The organism is Tessaracoccus luoxuelianae, assembly GCF_054483915.1.
The window spans coordinates 34834-46436 of the sequence record NZ_CM137013.1; the positions used below are offsets into that span (position 1 = coordinate 34834).

The window sequence follows — 11603 nt, forward strand, 5'->3', positions numbered from 1 at the left end:
TTGTACCGTGGTAGAAGGTCAAGGGTTAAGGGGGGCGAGATGTTGATCGGTGAGCTTGCCGACATTGCCGGGGTGACGAGCCAGACCGTGCGGTTCTATGAGCGCAGGGGCCTGTTGCCGGACGCCGAACGAGGCGCCAACGGGTACCGCGTCTACGACGAGGCCATGCTCGCCCGGTTGCGCTTCATCAACGTGGCCCAGGCCGCCGGGCTGACACTGTCCGAGATTCGCAGCATCATCGCCCTTCGCGACGACGGGCACATGCCCTGCGCGCACGTGGTTACGCTCATCGACACCAAGCTCGCTGACGTCCGTGCACGGATCAAACAACTTGCCGCGCTGCAAACCGAGCTCGAAGCACTCCGCGACCACAGTGAGCTGCTCGATCCCGCCGACTGCGAAGACGACGACATCTGCCACATACTCTCCTCAGCGAAGTAAGCCCTCGACGGGGACAAAGCACAGACGAGGCTCTCCAGCGAAGCCCAACGCTCGCTACGGCCGGTCCAGACATCCGCCATTCGGCATCAAGCACGTGCGTGCGGTCACGACCGTTGACCTCGACGTCCCCACATGGGCATGTCCGTGATGCCACGCACGCCATTCGGCATGAGCGTGAACCGCACGGCCATCGTTGACATCCCTCAAGGACCCAACGCGGACGAACCGGGCGCCGCCACCGCAGCAGGGAGACCCACTCCCTATTTCTTGACGAGCCTCCCCCGGGCGTCCCGATCTACAACTACCGAGCGCAGAAGTGCACAGAGTGAAGCGCAGCTCGACATCAGCCCAGCGGGACAGCACACGTCTCACCGGCCAAGGGACTAGCCTGCAGTTCTGGTGCCGACTACGACACCAGACCTACCCATGAGGCGCCTGCGATTCCGCAAGCCAGCGACTCACCGGATTGATCGGCCCGATCCTGAGGGGCGCCCGTTCGGTGAATAATGGAGCAAGGCGTGCTCGTGTCGCCTCTTCCTCGCGGGTCGGCCGCGGGTCGAAGTGCCGCCGGGCCCAAGGACAGCGTCCGCCGTCCGCACGTGGTGGGGAGCGAGATGCCTGCTGAAGACCGGATCCAACATCGTCGCCGCTATCTGATGTGCCGGCCGGACTACTTCACGGTCAGCTACGAGATCAATCCCTGGATGAACCGCACGCGGGCCACCGACACGGCCAAGGCGGTGCGGCAGTGGCAGGAACTCCACGACACCTACCTCCGGCTGGGGCACGAGGTCGACCTCATCGTCCCCATCCCCGGCCTGGACGATATGGTCTACACGGCCAACGGCGGGCTCGTCATCGACGGCGTGGCCCTGGGGGCCAGGTTCGCCGTCGGCGAGCGTCGAGGTGAGGAGCGCCCCTTCCGGGAGTGGTTCGCGGCCCACGGATTCGACGTCGTCGAACCCGTCGCGACGCAGGAGGGCGAGGGGGATCTCCTGTTGGTGGGCGAGACGATCCTCGCCGGCTACGGCTTCCGCTCCGAATTGGACAGCCACGCCGAGGTCGCCGACCTGTTCGGCCGCGAGGTCGTCTCGCTGCGGCTGGTCAACCCGACCTACTACCACCTCGACACCGCCATCTGCGTCCTCGACCCCGTGCAGGGCCCCGGCGGCGTCGAGCGGGCCAACATCGCCTACCTGCCGTCGGCCTTCGACGAGCGCGGCCAGGGCGAACTCCTCGAGCGGTTCCCCGACGCGATCCGCGTGCCCGCCGCCGATCCGGCGAGCCTCGAGCTGAACGCGGTCAGCGACGGCCTCAACGTCGTCCTCTCGCCCCCCGTCACCAGCCTCGACGCCCAGCTGCGCGAGCGCGGTTACCACCCGATCCACGTCGACGTGTCCGAACTGCACCTCGGCGGGGGCGGGATCAAGTGCTGCACCCTGGAGCTGCGAGGAGGCAGACCATGAGCACCAAGACCAATCCCGACACCGCGACTGCCGGCTTCATCCAGGCAGAGGGCGAGCATCTGGCGCGCAACTACGACCCGCTTCCGGTGGTCGTGGCGACCGCGGAGGACGTGTGGGTGACCGACGTCGAAGGCAGGCGCTACCTCGACCTTCTCTCTGCCTACTCGGCGCTGAACTTCGGGCACCGGCACCCCGAGCTGGTCGAGGCGGCCGTCGATCAGATCGGCAGGCTCACCCTGACCGGCCGGGCGTTCCACAACGACCGGCTCGGGGCCTTCGCCACCGCCCTCGCCGAGCTGTGCGGCAAGGACCTCGTCCTGCCGATGAACACCGGCGCGGAGGCCGTCGAGACCGGCATCAAGACCGCCCGCGCCTGGGCGTACCGGGTCAAGGGGGTGCCCGCCGACGCCGCGCGGATCGTCGTGGCGGCCGGCAACTTCCACGGCCGCACCACCACCATCGTCGGGTTCAGCGACGACCCGGTCGCCAGGGACGGGTTCGGGCCGCCCACCCCCGGTTTCGACATCGTGCCGTACGGGGACGCCGCGGCGATCGAGGCGGCCATCAACGACAACACCGCGGCCGTGCTCATCGAGCCCATCCAGGGCGAGGCCGGCGTCATCATCCCGCCCGAGGGCTACCTGCGGGCCGTCCGCGAGCTGTGCACGCGGCACAACGTGCTGTTCATCGCAGACGAGATCCAGTCCGGCCTGGGCCGGGTGGGGACTACGTTCGCTTCCGACCGCGAGGGTGTCGTCCCAGACCTCTACCTTCTGGGCAAGGCTCTGGGCGGGGGCATCCTGCCCGTGTCGGCGGTGGTCGGCGACCGCGACGTCCTCGGCGTGTTCCGTCCCGGCGAGCACGGCTCGACGTTCGGCGGAAACCCGCTCGCCGCGGCGGTAGGGCTGCGCGTGGTCGAAATGCTCCGCACCGGCGAGTTCCAGGAACGCGCGACGACTCTGGGGCATCACCTCAAGGGTCTGCTCGACGAGCTGCTGGGCCACGGCCTGACCGAGGTCCGCGTGGCCGGTCTCTGGGCAGGCGTCGACGTCGAATCCTCGCGCGGCACCGGCCGCGAGATCGCGCAGAGGCTGCTGGCTCGCGGCGTGCTGGTCAAGGACACCCACGGCCAGACCATCCGCATCGCACCGCCACTGACTATTCAGGCGTCCGACCTGGACTGGGCCGTCGAACAGCTGAGGCTCGTCCTGCAGGAGAATCCCCCTCCGAAGCCGTGACCAGCCCGGGACGGGCTGCAACTTGCTATCCAGAGGGCGGCTTGTGTGGATATGCACACAAACCGCCGCATAGATAGCAAGTTGCAGCACCATCGCCAGCAGGAGTCCGCGGAACAGAGACTCGGGGCTCGCTTGGGAGGCCCGCGTCCGGCAGGATCGGTGTCATGACCGGCGCTACGCGTGAGCTTTCGATGTTTCCGCTGGGCTCTGTGCTGTTCCCGGGCATGCCGTTGCAGCTGCGGGTCTTCGAGCCGCGCTACGTGGCCATGCTGGCAACGGTGCTCCGGGAGACTGAGCATGAGTTCGGGGTGGTGCTGATCGAGCGAGGCTCAGAGGTGGGGGGTGGCGACGCGCGCTTCGGGGTGGGCACGGTGGCGCGCGTCGTCTCGGTGGAGCCCAGCGAGGGCTCGATCCTGCTGTTGGCCACCGGTGCCGCCCGGTTCGAGGTGGTGTGCTGGCTTCAGGACGATCCGTACCCGCGGGCCCTGGTGCGCGAGCTCACCGCTGTGGAGTTCGACGAATCCACCCCCGCTGCGCTCGGTGCAGCCGAGGCCCTGGTGCGCGCCACCCTCTCCAGGGCGAGCGAGTTCGTCGAGCTCCCCTGGCCGGCTGATGTCGAACTGTCGCACAAGCCGTCGGAGCGCATCTGGCAGGTTGCGGGCATCGCACCCCTGAACCAGATGGACCAGTACGCGCTGCTTCGCTCGAGAACCGCCTCCGAGCTGTTGGCCCGACTGGTTGAGGACACGCAGGGGGCCGACGCCCTCTTCAGCGCCGGGTGGGGCTCCGGCCTGCCCGATGCCGGCGGCCTCTCCGAGTGAGCGCTACCCCGCCGCGTCGCTTCCACGATGGCGACCGGACCGACGACGGCACAGCGATTCCTCATCTGATCCGGTCGAGGATCTCCGCTCCCACCACCTCTGGCCTCTTCTCAGGGAGCCAGTGACCTGCGTCCAACTCGACGAACCGGTAGTCACCGGTGCAGTACCTGACCGTGCCCTCGGCGGCCACGCGGCCGAGGTAGGGGTCGCGGTTGCCCCACAGGTACGTGGTCGGCACCGTCACCGGGGTGTCCAGCTTCACACCGTCGGCGCCGGCCGGCGCGAACAGCCCTCGGTACGGGCCGAGCATCCCGCGCACCGCCTCGGTGTCGACCATCTGGGCGGCATAGGAGGCCGACAGGTCCGCAGGGACGCCGAGGCGCCGGAGGCCCTCCTTCCGCGCCAGCCGCGACAACTGCATCTCCGGCAGCACGGGCATCTGCATCGCCAGCATGTACCAGCTCTTCAACCCCTGGGATGAGCGCAACACGGCCTGGCGGATCGCCGCCGGATGAGGCGTGGACAGCACGGTCAGGCTCCTCACGCGCTCCGGCGTCGTCATGGCGGCGGCCCAGGCCACGCCACCACCCCAGTCGTGACCCACCAGGTGCGCCGAGTCGAGGCCCGCCTGGTCCAGCATCGCGAACACGTCTCCGACGAGGCGCTCGATCCGGTAGGCGCTACGCCCGGTGGGCCTGGCTTTCGAGGTGTAGCCGCGCAGTGACGGGGCCAAGGTGTGGATCCCTGCCCCGTGCAGCAGCGGCGCCACCGCGTCCCAAGCCGCGGGCGTCTGTGGGAATCCGTGCAGCAGGACGACGGTGTGGTCGGCGTCGGCCCGTCGCGGCCCGGAGTCGCGGACCTCGAACGTCAGGCGGTCGTTGGTGAAGCTCTCCATGGGCCCAAGTCTCCCTCCGCGCGGACACGCTGGGGTCGTTCAGTGCCTGAAATGCGGATGTGGCGTAGTCACAAAATTGTTATCAAACTGCAACTAAAGGTTGTTGCTCTTACCTTGACAGCCACGAGACCGGGCAGCAGTATTTAGTACTGGAGAGAGACAAAGTTGTCGGTCACGGACTCACGACCATCGGGCTGCTCATGCGCATCTCCCGCTTCACAGAAACACGGGTCTGGCACTACCAGGAATCCGTCGACGTTCTCAGGAGGAACGAATGAAGATGACCACACTCATGACCGCAGCCGCGGGCATGGTGCTAGCCCTCGCCCTCACCGCGTGCGGTGGCGGCGGCGCAGGAACAGCAACCACCCCCGCCCCCTCGGGCGACGCCAGCGCGTCCACCAGCGCACCTGCGGGCGAGGCCGGCGGTTCCGTCGGCGTGTCGATGCCCACCCAGACCACCGAGCGTTGGATCGCCGACGGCGAAGCCGTCAAGTCCCAGCTCGAAGAGGCCGGCTTCGAGGTGGACCTCCAGTTCGCCAACGACGACATCCCCACCCAGTCCCAGCAGATCGACCAGATGATCACCCAGGGCGTCAAGGTCCTCATCATCGCCGCCATCGACGGCACCGCACTCGCGCCGCAGCTCGAGACCGCGGCAGCGGCGGGCATCAAGATCATCTCCTACGACCGCCTGATCCGCGACAGCGAGAACGTGGACTTCTACGTCTCCTTCGACAACTTCAAGGTCGGCGTCGCGCAGGGCCAGTCCCTCATCGACGGCCTCGCAGCCCGCGGCGAGGGCCCCTTCAACATCGAGCTGTTCGCCGGCTCGCTGGACGACAACAACGCCCACTTCTTCTTCAACGGCGCCATGAGCGTCATCCAGCCCAAGATCGACGACGGCACCTTCACCGTCGTGTCCGGCCAGACCGCCATCGAGCAGGCCGCGACCCTCGGTTGGCAGCAGGAGACCGCGCAGAAGCGCATGGAGGACCTCCTCACCGCCAACTACCAGGACAAGAAGGTCGACGGCGTGCTGTCCGCCAACGACGGCCTTGCCCGCGGCATCATCACCGCCCTGCAGAACAACGGCTACTCGGGCACCGTCGCCGACACCTTCCCCATCATCACCGGCCAGGACGCCGAGATCGCCTCCACGAAACTGATCCAGGACGGCATCCAGTACTCGACCATCTTCAAGGACACCCGGCTGCTCGCCGAGCAGGCCGTGACCGCCGCGCAGGACCTCCTGGCCGGCGAAGAGCCTGAGGCGAACAACACGACCGACTACGACAACGGCGTGAAGGTCGTCCCGTCCTACCTCCTCGATGTGGTCACGGTCACGCAAGAGAACCTCACCGAGGCTCTCGTCGACACCGGTTACTGGACCCAAGAGGAGATCGACGCGGGCGTCATCTCCTGATCCATGCCCCCAACGGTGGCCCGGCTCCCCACGGAGCCGGGCCACTTTCACGCTTCGCCTCTGCCTGGAGAAGCAGACCCTCAGGACGGCGCCTGTCAGGTTCGCTCACCAGCGACGTCGACCATGACCAGGCTCATCCGACACGGCTCGAGCGCCACCAGGGCGTGCCGCTCGTTGGGCGCCAGGTACACCACGTCCGCAGGCGCGAGGGTGACCTCGTCGTCGCCGACCGTGAAACTCATCCGCCCCTCGAGCAACTGCACCACGACCGCACGCGGGGACGTGTGCTCGGTCAGCATCTCCCCCTCGTCGAAGGTGAACTCCACCACGCGCAGCAGCGGGTTGTTGTGGATCACCCGCGAGGTGGTGGACTCCTTGACGACGGGCACCTCAGCCGCCACCCCCGTGTAGTGGGCGGACTGGGACACCGGCTTGGGCTCCTTCATGGCTCCTCCTTCTCCGGCCGACGGCCGGTGAGCCCAGCTCAGCACACGGGCGAGGCCATGGCGCGCAAACCGCCGAGCGCCCCCGAGTGGATTCTCACGCGGGGTGCGCGGGACCATACGATGGCCGGGTGACCACTCGCCCGACGACGCGCCCAGCCGCCGCATGGCTCGGAGCCCTGATGATCGTCGCGGCGGTGGCGATCTCCGCCTACGCAGTCGTCTACGGCAGGGCGGGCGAGGTGCCCTTCCTCCCGGAGACCTTCAAGCTCACGCCGCCGTACCGGATCGATCTCGACGTCTACCGCCTCGGCGCCGAGACCCTGCTGCGCGGCGGGGACCTGTACGGCACCCTCCCCGACACCGAGATCGGCGCGAACCTGCCGTTCACCTACCCCCCGATCGCCGCCCTGCTGTTCGTCCCGCTCGCGCTGCTCACGGTGCGCGACGCCAACCTGCTCTTCTCGTTCGGCACCCTCGGGTTGCTCGTCCTGGTGCTGACCCTCGTGCTGCGTAAGTTCACCGGGCTGCGCGGTCGTCAGCTGGTCCTGGGGGGTCTGGCCGCGGGAGCCATCGGCTTCTGGCTCGGCCCGGTGCGCGAGTCCGTGGAGTTCGGCCAGGTCAACGTCGCACTCATGGCGCTGATCGTGGTCGACGTGGTCGTCGGGCGCGGTAAGCGGTGGCAGGGCGTGCTGACCGGCCTCGCGATGGCCATCAAGCTGACCCCGGCGGTGTTCCTGGCCTACTTCCTCGTCAAACGGGAGTGGCGCGCGCTCATCACGGCCGCCCTCTCCGCCCTGCTGTTCACCGGGCTGGGGTTCCTCGTGGCGTGGGAGCATTCCATCACCTACTGGACGGGCACCATCACCGATCCCGACCGGATCGGTGGCCTGGCCTACGTCTCGAACCAGTCGATCAACGGCGTACTGCTCCGGCTGGGGCTCACGGGCGGCGCGGCCACACTCACCTGGTTCCTGCTGTCGGCGGTGCTGGGACTGTCACTTCTGGCCTTGATGGCCCAGCTCTTCCGCCGCGGACACGGGTTCGCCGCGGCCCTGACCATGGGCTTCTACGCACTCCTGGCGTCGCCGGTGTCGTGGTCGCACCACTGGGTGTGGGCCGGACCAGCGATCGTGATGCTGCTGCTCTGGGCGCGGCGGTCCGGGAGCCCGGGCGCCCTGGCCCTGGCCGGGAGCGGGCTGCTGATCTTCATCACCCGCCTGATCTGGGACCTTCCCGACGAGGACGCTCTCCAGGGGCTGAACTGGACCTGGCAACAGCATCTCCAGGGCAACGCGCAGGCCCTCTGGGGGCTGGCGCTCCTCGCCTTCCTCGCGTTCGGCGCCCCCGCCCGGGCCGAGGCCCTGAGCGTGGAGACCGAACCCGAGCAACCGTCCACACCCGGGAGCGTCACGGAGAGTCGATGAGGCCCACCCGTTCCATCGCCTCGATCGTCCTGCCCACCCCGTCCTCCTCCCGCACCGTGGCCCCCACCTCGCGGGCGCGGTCGCGGTAGCGCGGCGCCTCTGGACCGTCGACCAGGTCGCTGATCAGCCGCGCGAGCCGCTGCGGACCCAGGCTGCGGAACGGGACGGGCGCGGGACCCACGCCCAGCGAGGCGAGGCGCGCGCCGTGGTAGGGCTGGTCCACGCCGAAGGGGACCGCCACCGACGGGCGGCACGAACGCAGACCCGTGTGAGCGCTGCCCGCGCCGCCGTGGTGGATCACCCCCGCCGTCCGCGGGAACAACTGCTCGAACGACACGTCGGAGACGGTGAACACCTCGCCCGGACCCGCGCCGACGTGGCCGGGGTCGGGCGCGATCGTCACGATCCGGCGCCCCGCACGACGCCCTGCCTCGGCCAGGAACGCCAACCCTCCCTCACCCGTCGACGGCGCCAGGCTGCCGGCGCCCACGTACACCGGCGGCTCGCCTGAGGCCAGGAAGGACATGAGGCCTTCCGGGAGGGAGGCCTCGCCGTCGGGCGGGGCGAGGTAGCCGGTGTGATGCACCGTCGGGGGCCGGTCCGGTGCCGGCGGGACGAGGGTGGGACTGGCCGCCACCAGGATGGGGTGCCGGTCCAGCGCCTCCGACGTGGGCCCCTGCCTCGGCGGCAGACCCACCCTGGAGCGCATCTCAGCCACCAGCGGGTCCCCGAGCGCCGCCGCGACCCTCCAGCTCAACGCGGTCCCCCACCGGTTGTAGGCGTCCCACCGCCGGAACCAGCGGCTGAAGCAGTGGCTCTCCGCATAGGACGTGGGCAACTGTCCGGTGAAGAGCACCGTCGCCGACCGGCCACCCAGCGCCTCCGCCGCGACCACCGCTCCCCCGGCCCCCAACACCCCTCCGAGCAGCGCGTCTCCCGGTCGGGCGGCCTCCAGCGTCGCGTCCACGAACGGCCGCGACACCTCCCGCACCCAGCGCCGCAGCAGCCAGCCCTGTCCCAGCGGTGTAGCGGCCACGCGCCGGTGTCGTACCGCCCCCTCCAACGCGGACCGCAGGGTGGCCCGCACCGGAACCACCTCGGCGCCGTACCGCCCCGCCAGGCCTGCGTACTCCTCCAACGCCACCACGCGCGCCTGGACTCCGCGCCGCACCAGCTCACCGCCCAGCACCGCCATCGGCTGCACGTCCCCGCGCGAGCCGAGACCGATCAACACCACCGCCATCGCAGCCTCCTGCCCCCACCGTATGCGTGCGCGTAGCGTGGGCACCATGCCCGCAGACGAAGCGATCCGCCATCTGGCGCAGACCACGCTGCTCACGCAGCGGCTGCGCCTCGATCCGCTGACGGTCGACGACGCCGCCGCCATGGCACAGGTCCTCTCGGACCCGGCGCTCCACCGCTACACGGGCGACCGACCGCCGTCGGTCCAGGAGTTGGAGGGGCGCTATCGGGCCCAGGAGGCCGGCCCGCCACCACCTTCGACCGACGTGTGGGGCAACTGGGCAGTGCGGCTGCCTGACGGCACCGTCGCCGGGTTCGTGCAGGCCACCATCACCCCACCCGCCGCGACACTCGCCTGGGTGATCGGCATCCCCCACCAGGGCTGCGGATACGCCACTGAGGCGATGCGCGTGCTGGTGCGCGAGTTGCGCACCTCAGGCATCCTTCGCCTCTCGGCGTTCATCCACCCCCGCAACGCCTCCTCTCGGCGTCTCGCACAGAAGCTGGGTCTGGCCATGCCCGGCCCGCACCGCCCGTTCGACGGTGAGGACGAGTGGGTCTGGGACGCGCAGGCCCCCGTCCCCATGGCGGACCGACTGGTCTTCCGGCGGATGGACCACGGCGACCTCGACGACATGGCCGCCCTTCTCGGGGACCCCGAGGTGATGGCCTACTACCCGCGCCCCCGCACCCGGGACGAGGCGGCCGAGTGGATCGGCTGGAACCGGCGCAACTACGCCCGCGACGGCCTCGGACTGTGGATCATCACCACCCCCGACGGCGAATTCGTCGGCGACTGCGGCCTCACCTGGCAGCTCATCGACGGAGCCGAGGAGCTCGAGGTGGGCTACCACGTCGTCCCGCGGTTGCAGGGCCGCGGGCTGGCGACGGAGGCGGCGGCCGCCAGCCGCGACCTCGCCCGCTCGCTGGGACACCGTCGGCTGATCGCGATCATCCACCCGGCCAACGTCGCCTCGCAGAGGGTCGCGGAGAAGGCGGGCCTGGCTCTCGACCGTGAGACGGTCAGCCGGAACGGCCGCCCAGTCCGGGTCTACGCCACGGAGCTGTGACCCTCTCGTTCGCTGCCCACCGGCCCTCTTCGCACAGGGCGCAACGTGTGCGAAGAGCACCTCGCACACCCAAGGTGTCCTCGCACACCGCATTCCCTGTGCAAAGACCCCGACGGTGTGCGAAGAGCACTTCGCACACCCAAGGTGTCCTCGCACACCGCATTCCCTGTGCAAAGACCCCGACGGTATGCGAAGAACCCCCGCCCCAACCCGGCCAAGAGCAACCACTTGACAACCTATAACCAATCGGTTGAACATAGAGTCATGCCAGTGATCGACGAGGAACGAGCCGACGCTCTGTTCCATGCGCTGGCGGACCGGACGCGCCGCGACATCCTCCGTCGCGTCCTTGCCGGAGAGCAGTCGATCACCTCTTTGGCGGCGCACTACGACATGAGCTTCGCCGCCGTCCACAAGCACATCACGGTGCTCGAGAGGTCCGCGCTGGTCTCGAGGCGGCGGCAGGGGCGCGAGTCCCTGGCCACCGGCAACGTCGAGGCGGTGCGGTCGGTGGGCAGCATGCTCACCGAACTCGAGGGCATCTGGCGCGGCCGCGTGGCCCGCATCGACGATCTCATCGCCGCCACCCCACCCACCCCCACACACCCCGAGGAGTGACCATGCCCGTCATCGACGTCCAGAAGGACCTGGACAACCGACGCCTCATCATGACCGCGCAGTTCGCGGCCCCCGTGGAACGCATCTGGCAGCTCTACGCCGATCCCCGCCAGCTCGAGAAGGTCTGGGGCCCGCCCACGCACCCGGCCACGTTCGTGGATCACGACCTGACGCCCGGCGGGCGGATGACCTACTTCATGACCGCCCCCGACGGCCAGAAGTACTGCGGGTTCTGGGACGTCAAGGAGGTCGACGAGCCGCGCAGCTTCACCTTCGAGGACGGCTTCGCCAACGAGGACTTCACGCCCGACACCTCTCTCCCGGTGGGGATCAACACCTACTCCTTCAGCAGCCACGACGACGGGACCCGCGCGGTGTACGAGGCCGTCTACCCCTCCGTCGAGGCGCTGCAGCAGGTGCTGGACATGGGCATGGTCGAGGGCGCCACCGGTGCCATCAACCAGATCGACGCCTGGCTGGCCGAAGATTGAGCCACAGGCCCTGGTAAATGTCGCG

Annotated in this window: 12 protein-coding genes; 9 read left to right on the forward strand and 3 right to left on the reverse strand. The window is 69.1% G+C overall.

Annotated features, from left to right (window positions below):
* Window positions 1-39 precede the first annotated feature (39 nt).
* From ACX1D1_RS00160 to ACX1D1_RS00175, 4 genes are all read left to right on the forward strand, one after another.
* Complete coding sequence (locus tag ACX1D1_RS00160) at window positions 40-441, forward strand: heavy metal-responsive transcriptional regulator (protein ID WP_459055405.1); 402 nt, start codon at window positions 40-42, stop codon at window positions 439-441.
* 614 nt (window positions 442-1055) lie between these two features.
* The gene (gene ddaH / locus ACX1D1_RS00165) at window positions 1056-1907 is read left to right on the forward strand and encodes a dimethylargininase (protein WP_459055406.1); all 852 of its coding nucleotides are present in this window, start codon (window positions 1056-1058) and stop codon (window positions 1905-1907) included.
* A complete protein-coding gene (gene rocD / locus ACX1D1_RS00170; RefSeq protein WP_459055407.1) occupies window positions 1904-3145 on the forward strand; it encodes an ornithine--oxo-acid transaminase in 1242 nt (413 codons plus the stop codon). Before ddaH ends, rocD begins: the two co-directional genes overlap by 4 nt.
* Before the next feature lie 164 nt (window positions 3146-3309).
* Window positions 3310-3966: an LON peptidase substrate-binding domain-containing protein gene (locus tag ACX1D1_RS00175; protein WP_459055408.1), complete on the forward strand. Its 657-nt coding sequence runs from the start codon at window positions 3310-3312 to the stop codon at window positions 3964-3966.
* Between the two features lie 61 nt (window positions 3967-4027).
* Here the strand turns inward: ACX1D1_RS00175 and ACX1D1_RS00180 are convergent, their stop codons facing one another.
* Window positions 4028-4861: an alpha/beta fold hydrolase gene (locus tag ACX1D1_RS00180; RefSeq protein ID WP_459055409.1), complete on the reverse strand. Its 834-nt coding sequence runs from the start codon at window positions 4859-4861 to the stop codon at window positions 4028-4030.
* Window positions 4862-5135: 274 nt separating this feature from the next.
* Between ACX1D1_RS00180 and chvE the strand changes: the two genes are divergently transcribed.
* Window positions 5136-6287, forward strand: a complete 1152-nt coding sequence (gene chvE, locus ACX1D1_RS00185) for a multiple monosaccharide ABC transporter substrate-binding protein (protein ID WP_459055410.1) — start codon at window positions 5136-5138, stop codon at window positions 6285-6287.
* 95 nt (window positions 6288-6382) lie between these two features.
* Here the strand turns inward: chvE and ACX1D1_RS00190 are convergent, their stop codons facing one another.
* Complete coding sequence (locus ACX1D1_RS00190) at window positions 6383-6733, reverse strand: cupin domain-containing protein (protein ID WP_459055411.1); 351 nt, start codon at window positions 6731-6733, stop codon at window positions 6383-6385.
* Window positions 6734-6861: 128 nt separating this feature from the next.
* Between ACX1D1_RS00190 and ACX1D1_RS00195 the strand changes: the two genes are divergently transcribed.
* On the forward strand, window positions 6862-8157 hold the full coding sequence (locus ACX1D1_RS00195; protein WP_459055413.1) for a glycosyltransferase 87 family protein: 1296 nt from the start codon (window positions 6862-6864) through the stop codon (window positions 8155-8157).
* On the opposite strand, the gene ACX1D1_RS00200 is transcribed toward ACX1D1_RS00195, so the two are convergent.
* Window positions 8141-9400, reverse strand: a complete 1260-nt coding sequence (locus ACX1D1_RS00200; protein WP_459055414.1) for a glycosyltransferase — start codon at window positions 9398-9400, stop codon at window positions 8141-8143. The two genes, ACX1D1_RS00195 and ACX1D1_RS00200, sit on opposite strands and share 17 nt — an antisense overlap.
* 46 nt (window positions 9401-9446) lie before the next feature.
* On the opposite strand from ACX1D1_RS00200, the gene ACX1D1_RS00205 reads away from it, so the two are divergent.
* The 3 genes from ACX1D1_RS00205 to ACX1D1_RS00215 all read left to right on the forward strand — a co-directional run bounded on the left by ACX1D1_RS00205 (window position 9447) and on the right by ACX1D1_RS00215 (window position 11578).
* On the forward strand, window positions 9447-10469 hold the full coding sequence (locus tag ACX1D1_RS00205; RefSeq protein ID WP_459055415.1) for a GNAT family N-acetyltransferase: 1023 nt from the start codon (window positions 9447-9449) through the stop codon (window positions 10467-10469).
* A gap of 264 nt (window positions 10470-10733) precedes the next feature.
* Entirely contained in the window at window positions 10734-11087 is a 354-nt protein-coding gene (locus tag ACX1D1_RS00210) for an ArsR/SmtB family transcription factor (RefSeq protein ID WP_459055416.1), read from the forward strand.
* 2 nt (window positions 11088-11089) lie between these two features.
* A complete protein-coding gene (locus tag ACX1D1_RS00215; protein ID WP_459055417.1) occupies window positions 11090-11578 on the forward strand; it encodes an SRPBCC family protein in 489 nt (162 codons plus the stop codon).
* The last annotated feature ends 25 nt before the right edge of the window (window positions 11579-11603 follow it).